Annotated in this window: 17 protein-coding genes and 1 riboswitch; of the genes, 6 read left to right on the forward strand and 11 right to left on the reverse strand. The window is 60.5% G+C overall.

Features of this window, described 5'->3' with window-relative positions; translation table 11 throughout:
• Positions 1-51: 51 nt before the first annotated feature.
• The 9 genes from mtgA to thiC form a co-directional block, all read right to left on the reverse strand.
• The gene (mtgA, locus tag KI610_RS18550) at positions 52-747 is read right to left on the reverse strand and encodes a monofunctional biosynthetic peptidoglycan transglycosylase (RefSeq protein ID WP_226496417.1); all 696 of its coding nucleotides are present in this window, start codon (positions 745-747) and stop codon (positions 52-54) included.
• Positions 744-1,568 (reverse strand): shikimate dehydrogenase, encoded by an 825-nt coding sequence (gene aroE / locus KI610_RS18555; protein WP_226496418.1) that lies wholly within the window; start codon positions 1,566-1,568, stop codon positions 744-746. Before aroE ends, mtgA begins: the two co-directional genes overlap by 4 nt.
• Positions 1,565-2,461, reverse strand: coding sequence for an energy transducer TonB (locus tag KI610_RS18560; protein ID WP_226496419.1), 897 nt, complete (start codon positions 2,459-2,461; stop codon positions 1,565-1,567). Before KI610_RS18560 ends, aroE begins: the two co-directional genes overlap by 4 nt.
• Positions 2,458-4,359, reverse strand: coding sequence for a ribonuclease catalytic domain-containing protein (locus KI610_RS18565; RefSeq protein WP_226496420.1), 1,902 nt, complete (start codon positions 4,357-4,359; stop codon positions 2,458-2,460). Before KI610_RS18565 ends, KI610_RS18560 begins: the two co-directional genes overlap by 4 nt.
• Positions 4,360-4,366: 7 nt before the next feature.
• Entirely contained in the window at positions 4,367-4,936 is a 570-nt protein-coding gene (locus tag KI610_RS18570) for a YqiA/YcfP family alpha/beta fold hydrolase (protein ID WP_226496421.1), read from the reverse strand.
• Positions 4,921-5,745 carry an undecaprenyl-diphosphate phosphatase gene (locus tag KI610_RS18575; RefSeq protein ID WP_226496422.1) on the reverse strand — a complete coding sequence of 275 codons (825 nt, stop codon included), beginning with the start codon at positions 5,743-5,745 and terminating at the stop codon, positions 4,921-4,923. The genes KI610_RS18570 and KI610_RS18575 overlap by 16 nt, the downstream gene beginning before the upstream one ends.
• 438 nt (positions 5,746-6,183) lie before the next feature.
• Entirely contained in the window at positions 6,184-6,723 is a 540-nt protein-coding gene (locus KI610_RS18585; protein WP_226496423.1) for a Spy/CpxP family protein refolding chaperone, read from the reverse strand.
• Between the two features lie 136 nt (positions 6,724-6,859).
• Positions 6,860-8,830, reverse strand: a complete 1,971-nt coding sequence (locus tag KI610_RS18590; protein ID WP_226496424.1) for a DUF2075 domain-containing protein — start codon at positions 8,828-8,830, stop codon at positions 6,860-6,862.
• Positions 8,831-8,917: 87 nt separating this feature from the next.
• Positions 8,918-10,834, reverse strand: coding sequence for a phosphomethylpyrimidine synthase ThiC (thiC, locus tag KI610_RS18595; RefSeq protein WP_226496425.1), 1,917 nt, complete (start codon positions 10,832-10,834; stop codon positions 8,918-8,920).
• Positions 10,835-10,875: 41 nt separating this feature from the next.
• A riboswitch (TPP riboswitch) is annotated at positions 10,876-10,971 on the reverse strand.
• 122 nt (positions 10,972-11,093) lie between these two features.
• On the opposite strand from thiC, the gene KI610_RS18600 reads away from it, so the two are divergent.
• From KI610_RS18600 to KI610_RS18620, 5 genes are all read left to right on the forward strand, one after another.
• Positions 11,094-12,581 carry a carbonic anhydrase gene (locus KI610_RS18600; RefSeq protein WP_226496426.1) on the forward strand — a complete coding sequence of 496 codons (1,488 nt, stop codon included), beginning with the start codon at positions 11,094-11,096 and terminating at the stop codon, positions 12,579-12,581.
• A gap of 52 nt (positions 12,582-12,633) precedes the next feature.
• Entirely contained in the window at positions 12,634-13,278 is a 645-nt protein-coding gene (locus tag KI610_RS18605) for a TetR/AcrR family transcriptional regulator (protein ID WP_226496427.1), read from the forward strand.
• 62 nt (positions 13,279-13,340) lie between these two features.
• Positions 13,341-13,994 carry a protein-L-isoaspartate O-methyltransferase family protein gene (locus KI610_RS18610; RefSeq protein WP_226496428.1) on the forward strand — a complete coding sequence of 218 codons (654 nt, stop codon included), beginning with the start codon at positions 13,341-13,343 and terminating at the stop codon, positions 13,992-13,994.
• Positions 13,994-14,317 (forward strand): rhodanese-like domain-containing protein, encoded by a 324-nt coding sequence (locus KI610_RS18615; protein ID WP_226496429.1) that lies wholly within the window; start codon positions 13,994-13,996, stop codon positions 14,315-14,317. The genes KI610_RS18610 and KI610_RS18615 overlap by 1 nt, the downstream gene beginning before the upstream one ends.
• A 7-nt stretch (positions 14,318-14,324) precedes the next feature.
• Positions 14,325-15,653 carry a TolC family outer membrane protein gene (locus KI610_RS18620; protein ID WP_226496430.1) on the forward strand — a complete coding sequence of 443 codons (1,329 nt, stop codon included), beginning with the start codon at positions 14,325-14,327 and terminating at the stop codon, positions 15,651-15,653.
• On the opposite strand, the gene waaA is transcribed toward KI610_RS18620, so the two are convergent.
• Both waaA and waaC read right to left on the reverse strand, forming a co-directional pair.
• Positions 15,619-16,881: a lipid IV(A) 3-deoxy-D-manno-octulosonic acid transferase gene (gene waaA, locus KI610_RS18625; RefSeq protein WP_404827511.1), complete on the reverse strand. Its 1,263-nt coding sequence runs from the start codon at positions 16,879-16,881 to the stop codon at positions 15,619-15,621. The genes KI610_RS18620 and waaA overlap by 35 nt on opposite strands.
• Positions 16,878-17,816: a lipopolysaccharide heptosyltransferase I gene (gene waaC / locus KI610_RS18630; RefSeq protein ID WP_264179053.1), complete on the reverse strand. Its 939-nt coding sequence runs from the start codon at positions 17,814-17,816 to the stop codon at positions 16,878-16,880. Before waaC ends, waaA begins: the two co-directional genes overlap by 4 nt.
• Positions 17,817-17,985: 169 nt before the next feature.
• On the opposite strand from waaC, the gene KI610_RS18635 reads away from it, so the two are divergent.
• Positions 17,986-18,993 carry an NAD-dependent epimerase gene (locus KI610_RS18635; RefSeq protein WP_226496433.1) on the forward strand — a complete coding sequence of 336 codons (1,008 nt, stop codon included), beginning with the start codon at positions 17,986-17,988 and terminating at the stop codon, positions 18,991-18,993.
• The last annotated feature ends 5 nt before the right edge of the window (positions 18,994-18,998 follow it).

The raw sequence follows: 18,998 nt of genomic DNA on the forward strand, positions 1-18,998 counted from the left end.
CACCGGGCGGAAGGCCGGGTTACTGCGTTAAACCCGTATTCCGGCAATAAATCACGGCACCTCGGCGCCCGGCATACGGCCCAGAATGATCGCCGTCTTGCGCCCCAAACCGGGCGCATTGCGATTGCGGTCATAAAAGCGCGGATTCGGCACCATGCCGGCCAGCCGCGCCGCCTGTTCCGGCCCGAGCTGGGCGGCGCTGGCGTTGTAATAATGGCGGGCCGCTGCCTCGGCGCCGAAGACGCCATTGCCCCACTCAATCACGTTGAGATAGACCTCGAGAATCCGTCGCTTGCTCCACAGGTTTTCCAGCATCAGCGTGATGATCGCCTCTTCAGCCTTGCGGAAATAGGACTTGGTTGGCGTCAGGAACAGATTTTTTGCCAGTTGCTGGCTGATGGTCGAGCCGCCAGCCGCGAAACGCCCCCGCTTCTGGTTTTTTTCTATGGCTTTTTGCATGCCTTCCCAGTCGAAGCCTTCATGATCGACGAACTTGGCATCCTCGGCCGAGATGATGGCGCGCTTGAGATGGATCGAAATCCGCTCATAGGGCACCCACTGTTTTTTGAGCCGGGCATCAGGCGCCTTCTGGCGTATTTCGGCCAGACGAATTTCCATGAAACGGGTTTCACCGGGATTGACCCAGCCCCAGAACAGCACCCAGCCAAGCAGCCAGAGCTGCCAGATCAGGAATAGCCCGAGCAGGCCCAGCGCGGCCCATTTCAACCAGTGGCCGACGACTCTCATCCGGCCAGTTTGGCTCTCAACTCGGCCAGCACCTGCGCGGTCACCGGGCGCACGCCGCGCCAGACGAAAAAGGCTTCGGCTGCCTGCTCGACCAGCATGCCCAGGCCATCCGCCCGCTGTGCCGCACCCTGCTCGCGGGCCAGCGCCAGGAAAGGCGTTTCCCCTTTGCCGTACATCATGTCGTAAGCCAGGCTGCCCGGCGCGAAGATTCCCGCCGGCAAGGGCAGGCTTTCGCCGGAAAGGCTGGCTGAAGTGGCGTTGATGACCAGATCGAAGCTTTTACCGGCGGTTTTTGCGAAATTTCCGGCGTCGACCGTAGCAATGTCCGAAAACGCCTGTGCCAGCATGACGGCCTTGTCAGCGCTGCGATTAGCGATGAACAGTGAAGCCGGCTTGTTTGCCAGCAAGGGCGCGATCACGCCACGAGAGGCGCCACCGGCACCGAGCAGCAAAATGCGTTTGCCGGCCAGCGAAAAGCCGAGGTTGTGCGCAATGTCGCGAACCAGCCCGGCGCCGTCGGTGTTGTCGCCGAAGATTTCGGCGCCGTTGAAAGCCAGCGTATTGACCGCCCCGGCCCGCGCCGCGCGCTCGGACAGGCGCGTCGCCAAGCGGAACGCTTCTTCCTTGAACGGCACGGTGACATTCGCCCCTTTGCCCCCCGCCGCAACGAATTCGGCAATCGCCTGTTTAAAGCCATCGATCGGCGCAAGGCGCGCCTCGTAGATCAAATCCTGCCCACTCACAGAAGCAAAGGCCGCATGGATGGCCGGCGATTTCGAATGGGCAATCGGATTGCCGAAGACGCAGTACAGATCGCTCATTTGTTGGCCGTATTGAGGGCGTCGCCCTGCATGAAATACCAGGTCCGGGCAAAGGACAACACAGTCGCTCCGCCCAAAGCCTGCTGCGGAATGGCGCCGAAGGGCGCCGACATCCGGAGGATGCGCAACGCCGCCTGATCGAGAATCTTGTGCCCGGACGAACGCGAAATCTCGGCGCTGTAAAGGCTGCCGTCCTCGGCGCGCAATTCGACAAAAATCACCACCGCGCCATAGAGCTTGCCACGCGCCTCCGGCGGATAGTTCAGTGTCCCGATCCGCTCGATCTTTTGTTTCCAGCCATCGAGGTAGGCAGCCAGACCGTATTCTTCGGTGCGCGCCCCGACAAATTTCTTGCGTGGCCGCTTGCTGTATTCGTCGGCCGACTTGCTGATCTCGCCCTCGAGACGGGCCATGGCCCTGGCCGATTCGGCGAGATCCAATCCACTGACTACGGGCACGACCGGCGATGGCTGCTCGGTGGCCGTATTCGCCGCAGCGATGTTGCGCAGACTCTTCGCCTGAGCGAGCAACCGCTGCTGAGCAGTTTCCAGTTCCTGGACGCGACGCTGCATCTGCTGGATGGCGTCGCCATCGTTTTTCTGCGGCGAGGGTGGCAAAGGCGTCTTGGCCCGCCGGTTTTCATCGGTATTGCCACCACCATCGAGATTGGCCTGAGCCAGCGCCTGGGCATCCGTCGGCTTGCGCGCGGATTTGGCGTTGACCAGGATGATGTCCATGGCCTTTTCGCGGAAGGCCTGGGAAGCCTCCGGAAACTGGAAATTCAGGAACAGCAATAAGCCATGAAAAAGTACAGAGATGCCCACTGCGAGCCACAAGCGGCGATCTTGCTGCGCCGCCCGGGCAGCGCGCAGGGACGATCTCTTCTTTTTCACTGCTCTTCGTCCTCCGTGGCGTCGGCCAGATTGTTTTCGCCAAGCAGGCTCACGAAACGACAGCTCACTTCCGGCGCCAGCAGATCAAGATTCTCGATGGCCAGACGCACGCGCTGCCCGGCCACCAGATCAGCCGGCAGGGATGGGACGCGCAGCAACAAAGGCAAATGGTCGAGCTTGACGCTCTGCTCGCGGCGCACGGTGGCATCGATTTCAGTCAAACCGCGTTGCTGGATCCAGCGCAGGCACCAGTAACGCTCCATCTGGCGCTGAAAATCGGCATAGGCGGCGTAGGTTTGCTCAAAATCGCGCATCGCACCGAACAATTCGGCCGATTTCTGGGCAAAAGCCGGCGTTTCGCCCTTCAAGCAGGCAATCAGCTGCCATTGATTGACCATATCGCAGTAACGGCGCAGCGGCGAGGTCATCCAGGCGTATTGCGGCACGCCGAGGCCTTCGTGCGGCAGCGGCGAAGTCGTCATGCGGACCTTGCCCTGCGTCTGGGCGCGGTACAGGCAAGCGACGTTCCTCTCGGCGAGCAGGCCGCCCCAGGTAGAGTTGGCGACGATCATCAGTTCGGCGACCAGCTTGTCGAGGGGGCTGCCACGCTTGCGTTCGGAAATCTCGACCGTGCAACTGTCCGGATCGGCCAGATCGCCGCCGATTTCGAAGTTGTAGTCGTTGATGCCTTGCATCGCCGACGGCTTGCCGCGCCGGCCTTCGCAGGCGTTGGCGAAATGCCAGAGGTGCACCAGTTCGTCCTTGAACGGCTGGTCGGGCAGCGGGCCGTTGATCGTTTCGGCGTTGAACCACGGTTCGATTTCGTGGTGACGCAGGTTGGCGGCGATGTGCACCATCTCCAGCCGCGATTCGTGGCTCAGTATTTCCAGCGAGTCATTGACCGTCAGGTAGAGCGACACGGCCGGGCAATCGACGCCGCCGGCCAGCGTGTAGTTCTGGACCACGGCGTCGGGCAGCATGGTGATCTTGTTGCCGGGCATGTAGACCGTCGACAGCCGGGCGCGGGCGATGCCGTCGAGCGGCGAGCCATGCGCGATGGCCAGCCCCGGGGCAGCGATGTGGATGCCGATGCGCGAGCCGATGCCGGGCAGCCTGACGACCGACAGCGCGTCGTCGATTTCGGTGGTGTTGGCGTCGTCGATCGAGAAAGCGCGAACATCGGCGCGCGGCAGGTCGCGCGGCAGCTTCGGCGCCTCAAGCGGCGGAAAGGCCACGCCCTTGGGGAACTGTTCGTGCAGGAAACGGCGGTAGTGCAGGAAGTAGGGCGACTTGATGGCGCCGCACTTGAAGAGCATTTGCGCTGCGGTCAGGCCGGTTTCGGCGCAGGCCGTCTCGAAGGCCTTGGTTTCGGGTTTGTTGCGATCTGGTGCGTAGAGCAGGGCATCGGTCATGGCGCCGATTTCCGGCGGCAGGCGGAACTCTCTCAGCTCGACAATCCAGCCTTCCATCGTGAGCGCTTGCTGACGCTTTTTTTCAAGACTGGCCAAAGCAGCTGCGAGAATGTCGGCAGGCGCCTTGCGGAAGCGGCCCTTGCCTTTGCGGTGGAAATAGACGGGCGCGGCATGCACGGCAAGCAGCACCGCCGTCGCTTCGAGCGGACTGGGCTCGTGTCCGTAGTAATCACGGGCAAAATCAAGAAACGAAAATTCGCCATCGTTCACGCACTCCCAGAGGAATTCTGCTTCGATTTCTTCGGCCAGCGGCGTGGCCTGATCGAGCAAGGCCGCCGCCGACGGTTTCTCGAAACGTAGCAACACCGTTGCGGCCTTGATCTTGCTGCGCTTGCCGGTAGGCATTTCGACCTGCAACGAGCTGTCGTTGTCGGCCATGATGCTGCCGGCCTTGAAGCCGCCATCTTCTTCAAACAATACATTCATCGACGGATTATAGCCCAGCGTATTCAATGATTTGCGGCACGAAGCCGGGAAATTGCGTGAAGCCGTGGTCACCGCCCGGCAACACCGTTTGCCGGCAGCCGGCGTAGAAATCCACGGCCTGCCGGTAATCCAGCACCTCGTCGCCGGTTTCGGCGAGCAGCCAGTAGCGCCCCGGCGTCGGCCGGCGAACCTGGGCTTTCAGCTGCGCGGCGTGCGCTTCGGTGAAGGTGAAACGCTCGCCGCTATGGAAGTTGGCATGGTCGCCGACGAATTTGGCCAAATCCAGACGGTCGACCGCAGCAGGGTTGATCAGCACGGCGTTCACGCCGTGCTTTTCGGCCAGATGGTTGGCGTAATGGCCGCCCAGCGAACTGCCGATCAAGGTCACCGGCCCACCGGCCTGTTCGATCAGGCGGCTGACACTGGCCACTGCCTCATCGGGTACCCAAGATAGTTGTGGACAAACGAACTGCGCCGCCATGCCACGGCGCGCCATCTCTTCGGCCAGCAACTGCGATTTCCACGACGCCGGCGACGAGCAGAAGCCGTGCAGGTAAACGATCAGTGGGCGGTCCATTGCACCCAGCCGAAGTGGGCGGTCATCAGGACGACAATGCCGAAGACGATGCGATACCACGCGAAGGGCGTGAAATCGTGGCTGGAAATGAAACGCAGCAGCCAGCGCACGCACAAAAAGGCCGAAATGAAGGCGGAAATGAAGCCGACCACCCACATGCCGATATCGTCGGCACTGAGCAAGGCGCGTTCTTTGTAGAGCTGATAGACGGTGGCCGCGCCCAGCGTCGGGATGGCGAGGAAGAAGGAAAACTCGGTCGCCGCCTTGCGCGACAGGCCGAACAGCAGGCCACCGATGATCGTTGCGCCGGAACGCGAGGTGCCGGGAATCAGCGCCACGGCTTGGGCGAAGCCCATTTTCAGGGCATCAAGCAGGGTCATTTCCTCGACCGTCTGGACGCGGATGGTGTGCTCGCGCTTCTCGGCCCACAGGATGACGAAGGCGCCCAGAATGAAGGTGGTCGCCACGGCAATCGGGTTGAACAGGTTGGCCTTGATGGCCTTGCCGAAAGCCAGCCCGAGGATGGCGAGCGGCAGGAAGGCGACGAACAGGTTGAGGATGAATTTCTGCGCCGCCTTGTCGCTGAAGGCGCCGCGCGCCACGACAAGCAGGCGCTCGCGGTATTCCCAGACGACGGCCAGAATGGCGCCGGACTGGATGACGATCTCGAACAACTTGCCGCGATCATCGTTGAAATCCAGTAGATCGCCGGCCAAAATAAGGTGGCCGGTCGAGGAAATCGGCAGGAATTCAGTCAGCCCTTCGACGATGCCGAGAATGAGGGCTTTGAGGAGAAGAATCGGGTCCATGGGGTGCAGCCTGCGCTTATGCCAAGTTGGGGAGGCCGCATTCTACTATCCCGGATGTGTCAAAACTTCGAGTTCGGCCAGCCAATTGAGCGCATGCTCTCGGGATAAACCGCACATCTCGGCTGACGCTTGCAGGCCAGCGCAGCAATCCGGCCGCTCCGGATTAGCGAAAATAAGGCAACGAAAATCGCCATCGAGATGCCGACATGGCTCGCCGCCCGGCTTGTTCAGCGAACTGATCGACGGCGCGATACAGCAGGCGCCGCAATTGGGGCGGCAGGCCATCGGCAAGGGAACGGCGGGGCAAGGCTTTTCGGGCATGCCCGATTGTCGCAGATTCGGCTTTCCCGTTCGGTGCCGATGACTTCCACGGTCAACCAGAAAAATCGGGCAAAAATAAAATGGGGGCCATCGGCCCCCAAGTTTCAAAAACCCGGATCAACGACCGGCTGGCTTGGCAGCATCAGCAGCCGCCCCGCGCGGACCGTCGCCACGACCGCGCGGACCGCGCTCGGTCGGCTTCGCTTCAGCCATTTGCTTGCGCTGCTCCGGCGTCAGCACCTCGAACACCTGACGATCCGCCTTGGCCCGCGCCAGCGTCATTTCCGACATCGCCTTGGCCGCCTCGTCAGCCAGCGCGCGCGCCTTGGCTTCGCTGTAATCCGCCGCCGAGGTCAGCGCCCGCAGATCGCTCTCGGCCTTGCGCAGCGCCTTGGCCTTGTCGCGCATCACCGGCGCCTGCGCATGCATGATCTCGAAAACCTTGTCCTGCTGCGCCTCGGTCAAATTCAAGCCGCGCAGATGCGGCGGCAGCATGTTGCCCCCCATCATGTGATGGCCCGGCCCGCCATGGGCTTCCATACTGCAGCCGGCATGACTGCCATGACCGCCAAAAGCCGCCGCGGAAAGCGGAATGGCCAAAGCCACGCTGGCGGCAATCAGGAAACGTTTGATATTGCTGTTCGGAGTAGTTTTCATCTCTTCGTCCTCTTGTTCAAATTAGCCGACCCAAGCGGGTCAAGCGACAGGACGAATACTCCCCCAAGGCCCTGTTAAGGTGGGTTACCGGGCTGTAAATGAAAGTAAATGGCGTAACACAGGGCCGAACACAGCCTCAACCGACGAATTCTCGCAGTCCACAGCGCTGCAAATACTCGAAGGTTTTATCGTATAACGATGGCTGACGAGTGGAATCATTGACATTCCCTCGGGGGATGAAGATCGCCATACCTTGCCGCGCACGAGTTAGCAAAACCCGATAGGCATTCTTCAAATATATTTGTCGCTGACTCGCATTCATGCGCTGCCAGCTGGTGCCGCGGAAACTGAAATGCTGCCACTCGCCGTCTCCGTGACGGAAATCACCATCCCAACAGATGACAGCCCAATCCAGTTCAAGACCTTGTACATCAAATTCAGTAGCAACCTCTTCAAGGTAGAACGATGAACGAACATCGCTACGTTCGTTCAGAAACCACACTGGTGCGTCAATTTTTGCCTTGACCCAAACACTTTCCGGACGAAGCCGATATCCGCCCGAGGAAGCGAGCAAGCCATATCGCTCGCTACCTCTCGCCCGAAGGCGCACCCAGTTGCGCGCGATTTCAAGGTCCCGGACCAGCACGACTGGATACTTTTCAGCTATTCCAGCAAATGCCATTCGGGCGAATTCTGGCTTATTTTCGACAACGTGCCCAACGAAGTCAGACAGCGCTTCGGCGCGAAAGGAGCGTAACGAAACTGCCAGATGCAGCGCCTCATCCCTGACGACTCTCGACTCAACAAGAGCCTGCCTAGCTTCCTCTGCCCAAAGGTAATCCGCATCGTCGACGCGCGGTGACACATGTACCAGCCAATCGGGAAACTGTTCTTTCAGGACAATGAGCCATTCGGTCAGCCCTGCTTCGCCGGTGTTTATTTCCTGCCCACCGCCGACTAGGCAGACAACGACGCACCAGTCTTCATGACGATCCATCACGCTGATCAGAAATGCCGGTTCAGACATATTGAATTCGAGCAAACCGCGCTTCTGCTGCATGAATTTGCTGGCCTGCTCAAGATTCCAGGCACGCTGAGCTTCATCAAAGACCACTACGTGGTTAACCGGCGGCTTTATTGCGCTCAGTTCCGTATCCCGAAAATGATGAATATTTTGAACAAAGCTGGCTACCTTGCGGTGGGCATCTTTTTTTGAAATGCCATCCCGCACAGACTGATCGCGGGCAAGCGCCTCGCGCAAAACATCAACCAGCGGACCATTGCCCGATAAAAACACGGCATGCTCGTCCACATGCACTTCGGCACGAGCTGTCGCAATATTCAGCCCGGCCAGCGTTTTACCGGCTCCTGGCACGCCAGTGACAAAACAGATCGCCTTCCTTCGATTCGCCTTGGCACCTTCAATAATTGCTTGGATACAGTCAGTGGTCTGAGCAAGATTCTGAGCCCCGGCATCCGAGCGCGAGATTTCCCGCACGTCGTGCTGACGGTACAGCGCCAAGGCCGCTTCGATGATGCTTGGCGTTGGTTGATAGCCCGAAGTAGCCCAGCCACGAGGATCTATCGGTTCCGCATCGCTTCGATCGAGCAGTACCTGATGGATAAGCGGCAAAAGGTTCACTGGCGCTACGCCGACGGGCTCGGCAACACTGTCTTCGGCCCATACAAGTTCGGGGAGCTCGGAGAACTGGGCGTTAGTACAAACCAAAACCGGCACGATAGGGAGTTCATGGCTCCCTGAATGGAAATTCTTCAGGTCCAGCGCATAGTCGTGGACTTGTTCGATACCTGAACGCTCGAAATGCTGGGCGCCAACCTTGAATTCGACAAGGAAAATTACGCCACTGATGACGAGCACAAGGTCGACACGCTTGCCCATTCGGGGGATCGAAAACTCGAAAAAGACCTGCCCCGACAAATTGCCAGGAAATATGCTTTTCAAGAAAACAATCTGCGCCGACCAGGCGTGTTTCTGTTGATGCTCAAGACTGAAACCGTGGCGACGCGTCAGCGCACCAAGTATCTCGTCATTATTTGCAGCCAGAAACTCGGCAATGCTTGCATTAAAGTAGGCGGCGTTGATCATGCCTGGATCATACGGAATTCGCTGGGGCAATAAAGAAAAAGGCGACTAAGTCAGTCGCCTTTTTGACTCTTTTTCGGGTTGACCGTGTCAGACCTTGCTGTAAACCTCAGCCCCGGCCTTCACGAACTCCACCGACTTCACTTCCATCCCCTTCTCCAACGCCGCCGCTTCATCCAGCCCTTGCTGTGCTGCGAATTCGCGCACTTCCTGCGTGATCTTCATCGAGCAGAAGTGCGGGCCGCACATGGAGCAGAAGTGGGCGACCTTGGCGGATTCCTTGGGCAGGGTTTCGTCGTGGAATTCGCGCGCCTTGTCCGGGTCAAGGCCGAGGTTGAACTGGTCGTCCCAGCGGAACTCGAAGCGTGCCTTGGACAGCGCGTTGTCGCGGATCTGCGCGCCGGGATGGCCCTTGGCGAGGTCGGCGGCGTGGGCGGCGAGCTTGTAGGTGATGATGCCGGTCTTGACGTCGTCCTTGTCGGGCAGGCCGAGGTGTTCCTTGGGCGTGACGTAGCAGAGCATGGCCGTACCGTACCAGCCGATCATGGCGGCGCCGATGCCGCTGGTGATGTGGTCGTAACCCGGGGCGATGTCGGTGGTCAGCGGGCCGAGGGTGTAGAACGGGGCTTCGTCGCAGTATTCGAGCTGGAGGTCCATGTTCTCCTTGATCATGTGCATCGGCACATGGCCGGGGCCTTCGATCATGACTTGCACGTCGTGCTTCCAGGCGATCTGGGTCAGTTCGCCAAGGGTCTTCAGTTCGCCGAGCTGGGCTTCGTCGTTGGCGTCGTAGATCGAGCCGGGGCGCAGGCCGTCGCCAAGGCTGAAGGCGACGTCGTAGGCCTTCATGATTTCGCAGATTTCCTCGAAGTGGGTGTATAGGAAGCTTTCCTTGTGATGGGCCAGACACCACTTGGCCATGATCGAGCCGCCACGGCTGACGATGCCGGTCATGCGGTTGGCGGTGAGCGGCACGTAGCGCAGCAGCACGCCGGCGTGGATGGTGAAGTAGTCGACGCCTTGCTCAGCCTGCTCGATCAGCGTGTCGCGGAAGATTTCCCAAGTCAGGTCTTCGGCCTTGCCGTTGACCTTTTCGAGCGCCTGATAGATCGGCACGGTGCCGATGGCGACCGGGCTGTTGCGGATGATCCATTCGCGCGTTTCGTGGATGTTCTTGCCGGTGGACAGGTCCATCACCGTGTCGCCGCCCCAGCGGATCGACCAGGTCATTTTCTCGACTTCTTCCTGAATCGAAGAGCCGAGGGCCGAGTTGCCGATGTTGGCGTTGATTTTGGTGAGGAAGTTGCGGCCGATGATCATCGGCTCGCTTTCCGGGTGGTTGATGTTGTTCGGAATGATGGCGCGGCCACGGGCAATTTCGCTACGCACGAATTCCGGCGTGATCTCTTCCGGAATGCTGGCGCCGAAATTCTGGCCCGGGTGCTGGCGGCCGAGCAGGGCAGCCATTTTTTCGCCCATTTTTCCGGTTGACCGTAGCGATTCAATGTAGGCGCGGCGATTGTTGTTTTCGCGGATGGCGACGTATTCCATCTCGGGGGTGATGATGCCTTGCCGGGCGTAGTGCATCTGGCTGACGTTCTTGCCGGCCTTGGCGCGCAGCGGTTTGCGGTGCAGACCGGGGAAGCGCAGTTCGTCGAGGGATTTGTCGGTGGCGCGCTTGCGGCCGAATTCGGAACTCAGGTCGGGCAGTTCTTCGACATCGCCGCGCTCGGCGATCCAGGCGGCGCGCAGGGCGGGCAGGCCGGAGCGGATGTCGATCTTGATGGCCGGGTCGGAATAGGGGCCGGAACAGTCGTAAACGTAGATCGGCGGGTTCTTTTCACCACCGAAGGCGGTCGGCGTGTCGTCCTGCGAGATTTCGCGCATCGGGACGCGGATGTCCGGACGGGAACCTTCGATGTAAACCTTGCGGGAATTGGGCAGTGGCTGGACTGCGGCCGCGTCAACGTGAGCGTTGGCGGCGAGAAACTGTTCGGTGGCGTTCATGGTTATTCCTTGCGTGGATGCAGCGGGGTAAGACGGGCAAGGAGCAACAAAGTTCGTTTCCCTACGACGGCATGACCCGGTCAGGTTCGAAGGGTGATTCTCAGCCCGAATCCAGTCGGGCACCCCTAACGAGAGGCTGCAAGTTACTGGAAATACAGGCAAAATGCAAGGAATGACAAAATGCGCTCAAGATTTCTCGAAACCAGCCGAAATATCATCGACAAGCGCCAGAATGCAAAGAGAAAACAAGGGAACCAAGATGCGCCTACTGATGATCGCCAGCCTGCTGGTCGCCCTGCCTTTCGGTGCCGCAGCCGCGCCCGCCTGGCAAACCATTTCGGCCGAACCGGGCAAACGTATTGAACTCAACCGCACGAGTCTGAAACGTGACGGCAATATCGTTGAGGCGCAGGGTCGGGTCGTGCTCGAAAAGGAACTGGTGGACGGCCGCTCCGGCGCGCCTTACCGCGTGATCGAGGCATTCACCCGCTACGACTGTTCGACGCGCAGCGCCAACACGATCAAACGCGTTTTCAAGAAAAATGAGAACGACGTTGTCCGCGAAGAGGAGATCAAGGGCGCCGACCTGCCGGTGCGCACCGGCACGCTGGACGACAAGGTGCTGCGTGAAGTCTGTCGCCCACCCAAGGAGGGCGCCGCCGAGATTGCCCAGAAAGCCAACGAGGCAGCCGGCCAGCTGAAAGCCGCCAACGAGGCGATGCTCAAGAAGGAAATGGCCAAGGCCGAAAAACCCGATGCCGTGAAAGCCAGCGACGCTGCCCATGGCGCGGCACCGCTGAAAGAAAGCGCGATTCCGTCGATCCGGCCGAATCTCAAGGCGGCCATGGAAGGCGCCAAGGAAAGTGCCAAGGAAGCGGCACCTCCCGCACCGCCGCCACCGGCACCCACGCCGGCGCCGGCCAAGGTGGCTGCACCGAAGGCGGCGACCGTCGTCGTTCACACCAGTCAGGCGCCAGCACCAAAACCGAAAAAAGCGCCCAAGCCCCAGAGCACCCACTCCGAAGGCTACATGCTGGAACTGGCCCACAGCGAGCCGGCGGTGCAACATGCGCACATCCACTGGGATTACGAAGGCGCCGGCGGCCCGGAAAACTGGTCGAAACTCGACCAGAACAACAAGGTGTGCGCCATTGGCCAGCGGCAGTCGCCGATCGACATCAAGGATGGCATCAAGGTCGATCTGGAGCCGATCAAGTTCAATTACCAGCCCTCGACCTTCCGCATCATCGACAACGGCCACACGGTTCAGGTCGAAATCGGCGAGAGCTCGATTTCGCTGACCGGCAAGACCTACGAACTGGTCCAGTTCCATTTCCATCGTCCGTCGGAAGAAAAGGTCAATGGCCAGCGCTTCGACATGGTCGCCCACCTCGTGCACAAGGCCGACGATGGCCAGCTCGCCGTTGTCGCCGTGTTGCTCGAACGCGGCACGGAGAACGCCTTCATCCAGACCCTGTGGAACAACATGCCGCTGGAAAAGAACCTGCCGGTAGCACCGCCAACCACCACGATCGACCTCAATACCCTGCTGCCGACCGCCCGCAACTATTACACCTACATGGGCTCGCTGACCACGCCGCCTTGCTCCGAAGGCGTGCTGTGGCTGGTCATGAAGCAGCCGGTGCAGGTTTCGCCGGATCAGATCAACATTTTCAGCCGGCTCTACAAGAACAACGCCCGGCCCATCCAGCCCTCGGGCGGCCGCCTGATCAAGGAAGGCCGTTGACCGGAAAGTAGCCGCGATGGTAACTTAATGACCAACGAGTCATTAAGTTACCATGTCTGCCATCCCCATCCCCCGCAAGCGACGCAAGGAAGCCCGCCCCTCCGAACTTCTCGAAGCGGCGCTGCATCTGTTCGTCGACAAAGGTTTCGCCGCCACCCGTCTGGAAGATGTCGCGGCGCGCGCCGGCGTGTCGAAAGGGACGCTGTATCTCTATTACGAGAACAAGGATGCGCTGTTCAAGGCCGTGGTTCAGGAAGGGATCATCCCGGTCATCGCCGAAAACGAGGCGATTGCGGCCAAACATAGCGGCTGCAGCTTCGAGCTGCTCGAACTCCTGCTCCAGAATTGGTGGACAAAAATTGGCCAGACCGCATTTGCCGGCATCCCGAAGCTAATAGTGTCCGAGGCGCGAAACTTCCCCGAACTGGCCAGCTACTATTACGAGAACGTCATCAGTCGCGGCCGGGCACTGGTAGCCAGCGCCCTGCGCCGTGGCATGGACAGTGGCGAATTCCGCAGCATGGACGTCGAAACAACCGTCGACGTGGTCATCGCCCCCATTCTGATGCTGCTCATCTGGCGCTATTCAATGAGCTGCTGCCAAAGCGCCGAGAGCGATCCGCAGACCTATTTGCGCATACATATGGACCTGCTGCGCCAGGGTTTGCGCAAGCCGGAAAAAGAGAGTCGGGTATAATTTTGATTTGTCGGAATCAATATATTAGCTCGTGCTAATATTCAGTCTGCGGAGACCCACCAATGAACATCGAGCAAGCACGCTTCAACATGATCGAACAGCAGATCCGTCCCTGGGATGTTCTGGATCCGCAGGTTCTCGACCTCCTTTTCGTCGTCAAGCGCGAGGATTTTGCTCCTCCGGCCTATCGCAACCTGGCTTTTGCCGACATGGAAATCCCGCTCGGCAACGGCCAGATGATGCTGGCGCCGAAAATTGAAGCCAAGATGTTGCAGGAACTGGGCCTCAAGAAGACCGACAAGGTTCTTGAAATCGGCACCGGCAGCGGCTACATGGCCGCCCTGCTGGCCGCCCGCGCCGAGCACGTGGTCACCGTCGAATGCCGCCCGGCGCTGGTCGATATCGCCAAACAGAATCTTGAGCGTGCCGGTGTCACCAATGTCACCGTCGAACTCGGTGACGGCGCCAATGGCTGGTCCCAGCGCGGCCCCTACGACGCCATCGTCGTTTCTGGCGCCCTGCCCGCCGTTCCCGCTGCCCTGCTCAAGCAACTGCGCGTCGGTGGCCGTCTGGCTGTCGTCGTCGGCGAAGCCCCGGTCATGGAAGCCCAGTTGATCACCTGCACGGCCGACGGCATCTACAACACGGTCAACCTGTTCGAGACGGTCATTCCGGCACTCGACGGCGTCACCGCCAAGGATAGTTTCTCGTTCTGATGCAACAGGTTCGCGCCCAACAACTTGCCGAATGGCTGGCCGACGATAGCCGGCCCAGCCCGGTTCTGCTCGACGTGCGCGAACCTTGGGAAATCGAGCTCTGCCAACTGGCCGGATCGCAGAATATCCCCATGCATCTGATCCCCATGCGATGCGCCGAAATCGAACCCGGGCAGGACATCGTCGTTATCTGTCATCACGGTGGCCGCAGCATGCAGGTCGCCATGTTTCTCGAGCGCCAAGGTTACGGCGCCGTCTATAACCTGATGGGTGGCGTCGAGGCATGGGCCGGCGAAGTCGATTCCAGTATGCGTCGTTATTGAGGTTGGCATGAAAAAACTCGCCTGGCTGCTCGTTTCTCAGTTGCTCGCTTCCCCGCTGTTTGCTGCTGACCTCATGCAGGTCTATCGCGATGCGCAGGACAATGACCCGACTTTTGCCGCGGCTCGGGCAACACTCGATGCCGGTCGGGAAAAAGCACCGCAGGGCCTGGCCGGGCTGCTGCCCAGCCTGACGCTGTCGGGCAATACAGTGTGGAACAAGAACGAGATTTCGACCCACAACGGCCCGACGCTGTCGAAGCCGCAATACAATTCCAATGGCTACCAGCTGACCCTGTCGCAGCCCCTGTTCCGCTGGCAGAACTGGGTGTCGTACGACCAGTCCAAACTGCAGGTGGCGCAGGCCGAAGCCAATTTCGTTCAGGCCCGGCAGGATCTGATCCTGCGCGTCGCGCAAGCCTATTTCGATGCGATCTACGCCGTCGAAAACCTCAAGGCCGTGCGCGCCAACAAGACGGCCATCGCCCAGCAACTGGAATCAGCCAAGAAAAACTTCGAAGTCGGCACCGCAACCATCACCGACTCGCATGAAGCACAGGCCCGCTACGATCTGGCTTCGGCTCAGGAGATCGCCGCTGAAAGCGACTTCGAGGTCAAGCTACATGCCTTGCAGGCGATTATCGGCAAGACGCCGGGCAATCTCGCAACAACACGCAAGGATGCCGAACTGACCATGCCGCAGCCCAGCGACATGAGCCAGTGGGTCGCTGCCGCCGAGAAGGACAGCATTCCCGTGCAGGTCCAGCAGGCCGCTGCCGACATTGCGGCGCGCGAGGTGGACAAGCAGCGCGCCGGCCACTATCCGACGCTCGATCTGGTGGCAAATCAGGGTCATTCGAAGTCGTTTCTCCAGAACTACGGTGGAGCCTACGATACCGATTATCAGAATATCGGCATCCAGCTCAACATTCCGCTGTTCCAAGGTGGCCTGACCATTTCGCGCCAGCGCGAGGCAGCGGCCAACCGCTCTGCGGCACAATCCGGCCTCGATGCCGCCCGCCGTGGCGCCGCACTGTCGGCCCGCCAGTATTATCTCGGCGTGACCAATGGGCTGGCCCAGGTCAAGGCGCTCAAGGCAGCGCTAGTCTCTTCGCAGTCGGCCCTCGAATCGAACAAACTCGGTTATGAAGTCGGCGTGCGCATCAATATCGACGTGCTGAATGCCGAAAATCAGGTTTACGTGACCCGCCGCGATCTGGCGAGGGCAACGCTCGACACGCTGCTGTCGCAACTGCGTTTGAAGGCGGCAACCGGTTCGCTGGGCGAGGACGACGTCGCCCAGATCAACGCGCTGCTGGATCCGTCCAGCGCGCTATAAGCGCCAGCATCCGCCCAGCCGCGCCCTGATGGGCGCGGGCGAACAATCCCGCCGCTGTGCGCATTTCGGCCAATTTCATTTTTTGGCCAAATATCCGGTTGACCGTGGCAGCGAGCATTTCCGGGTCGTCGACGCGCAATGCGGCGCCGGCCGCAATCGCATCCTCGGTCGCCTGCTTGAAATTGAAGGTATGCGGGCCGACAACGACAGGACAGTCACAAGCCGCCGCCTCAATGAGGTTCTGCCCGCCGAGCGGCAGCAAACTGCCACCAATGAAGGCCAGATCGGCCAACGCGAAATAGGCCGCCATCTCGCCCATGCTGTCGCCGAGCCAGACCTGTGTGTCGGCCGCCGGCAAACTTTGGCTGCGCCTGACAGAACGTAAACCTTGCTGCTCCAGCAAGCCAGCCACTTCGTCGAAGCGCTGAGGATGACGGGGCACGAGCACGAGCAAGGCATCGGGAACGGCCATCCGGCGCCACGCCTCGAGCACTAGCGGCTCCTCGCCTTCGCGCGTGCTGGCCGCCAGCCAGACCGGTCGCTGGCCGATCGCCGCCCGCCATTCGTGGCCGAGAGCGAGTTTGTCGGCTGGTGGGGTGACATCGAATTTCAGGTTGCCGCAAACCTCGACGGCGGTGGCGCCCAATTCGGCGATCCGTTCGGCATCGCCTGCCGTTTGCGCGGCGACACCGGTCAGCGCCGAAAAAGCCGGTCCGGCCAGTGCCGAAAATCGCTCGTAGCCGCGGGCCGAGCGCGCGGAAAGCCGGGCGTTGGCGAGAAAAATCGGGACTTTGCGACGTTTCCCGGCAGCCAGCAGATTAGGCCAGATTTCCGTTTCCATGAGCACGCCGAAAGCCGGGGAAAAATGGCGGAAGAAACGGTCGACCGCACCCGGGTAGTCGTAGGGCAGATAGGCCTGAATGACCTTGTCGCCGTAGACCTGCTGCCCGGCGTCGCGGCCGGTCGGCGTCATCCCGGTGAGCAGGATGCGATGTTCCGGCCAGCGCGCCTGCAAGCCTTCGATCAGCGGCTGGGCAGCGCGGGTTTCGCCGACAGAGACGGCGTGCACCCAGATTAGTTTTTTCGGCACCGGTTGGCGATAGAAACCGTAGCGCTCGCCAAGATGCTGGAGATATTCCGCCTGTTTGCGGCTGCGCCAGAGCAGGCGCAACCAGATCAGCGGCGTGATCAGGTAAAGCAGCAGCGAATAGAAAAACCGCGCCATCAGGCCAGCGCCGACTGCAATTCGGCGAGCACGGCTGCCGGTGAAGGAATTTGCTCCTTGCCGCCCAGATTGCAGCAAAAGCCGACACCGAGGACGCCGGTCAGGCCGGGATCGGTCGCCGTGTAGAGCGCGACAGTCGGCACCTTGAGGGCAACGGCAAGATGGGTCAGGCCGGTATCGACGCCGACCGCGGCACGACCACCGGCGAGCAGTGCCGCCAGATCAGGGATGTTCATGGCCGGCGCGGCCACGGCGCCGGGAATCCCCGCCGCCAGCCGACTCGCCCGTTCGCGCTCGACCGGGCTGCCACCGGGCAGGACCGCGCTGATCCCCAGCGAATTCAGTTGCTGTCCCAAGGCCAGCCAGTTTGCTTCCGGCCACAGCTTGTCGTCACGGCTTGTGGCGGTCAGGAAGACGACATAAGGCCGATGCGGCAGCCAGCCAAAACCGGCGGGTGCTGCCTGAATGCCGTAGTCAAGGTCGCCGTCGGCCGTGTACCCCAGCGCCGCAGCAGCCAGCCGACGATTGCGCACCACAGCATGCAACTCGCGTGAAACGCTGAATTTCCGGTCGTAAAACCTCGCCGCCATCGGTTCGCGCGCTGAATTGGCGTCATAGCCATGCGTCGGGCCGTTGGCCTGCCTGGCCATCAAGGCGCTTTTCAGCAAACCCTGGGTATCGACAACGGCGTCGTAAGCATCAGCCTGCAAACCACGGCGAAATTCGGTGATCTCCTGCCAGCTTGCCGTCTTGAAGAGGTTTTTTCGCCAGCGCCGGACGGCGACCGGAATGATTTTGCCAACGCCGGGATGCAGGCGCGGAATGGCGGCGAAGCTTTCTTCCACGCACCAGTCGACTGTCGCATCAGAAAAGTGCCGCCGGATGTCGCTGACCACCGGCAGGTTGTGGATAACATCGCCGAGCGAGGAAGTTTTCACGATCAAAATACGCATCGGCGGATAAAATCACGACTTTCGAAGCCGCAATTATAAATGCCGGCACGCACCAGCCGCTTGCGATTGCGCGATTCGACTGAATATGCGCAAGCGTCATAAAATCAATGCTGCACTGCGATAAAATCCAGCAACTTCTCTTCAGGGCAATTCCGTGAAAATTCTTGTTACCGGCGCCGCCGGATTCATCGGTTCAACCGCCTCTCTGCGCCTTCTGGCGCGCGGCGACGAAGTGGTCGGCCTCGACAACCTGAACGATTACTACGAAGTTTCGCTCAAGGAAAGCCGCCTGAAGCGCCTGACCTCGCACCCGAACTTCCGCTTCGTCAAACTCGACGTAGCCGACCGCGCCGGCATGGACAAGCTGTTCGCCGACGAGAAATTCGACAAGGTCATCCACCTGGCCGCCCAGGCCGGCGTTCGCTACTCGCTGCAAAACCCGCACGCCTACATCGAGAGCAACATCGTCGGCTTCACCCATATTCTCGAAGGCTGCCGCCACCATAAGGTCCAGCACCTGGTCTATGCCTCAAGCTCCAGCGTCTACGGCGGCAACACCAAGATGCCCTTCTCCGAGCACGACAGCGTCGATCATCCGGTCAGCCTGTACGCCGCGACCAAGAAGGCCAACGAGCTCATGGCGCACACCTACAGCCACCTCTACGGCCTGCCGACGACCGGCCTGCGCTTCTTCACCGTCTATGGTCCGTGGGGCCGGCCGGACATGGCGCTCTTCCTGTTCACCAAGGCCATTCTGGAAGGCCGCCCCATCGACGTCTTCAACTTCGGCAACATGCAGCGCGACTTCACCTACGTCGACGACATCGTCGAGGGCGTCATCCGCGTGCTCGACAAAAATGCTGCGGTCAACGCTGAATATGACGCGATTTCCGCCGATCCGGCAACGAGTAACGCGCCTTACCGCGTCTTCAACATCGGCAACAACAACCCGGTGCAGTTGCTCGACTTCATCGGCGCCATCGAAAACGCCCTCGGCCAGAAGGCCGAAAAGCGTCTGTTGCCTTTGCAGGATGGCGACGTTCCGGCCACCTACGCCAACACCGATCTGCTCAACGACTGGGTTGGCTTCGTCCCGGGCACACCGGTCCAGGAAGGCGTCAATAGCTTCATCGCGTGGTATCGCGATTACTACAAGGTTTAAGGATC

Origin of the sequence: Ferribacterium limneticum (assembly GCF_020510565.1) — a bacterium.
Classification (GTDB): domain Bacteria; phylum Pseudomonadota; class Gammaproteobacteria; order Burkholderiales; family Rhodocyclaceae; genus Azonexus; species Azonexus limneticus_B.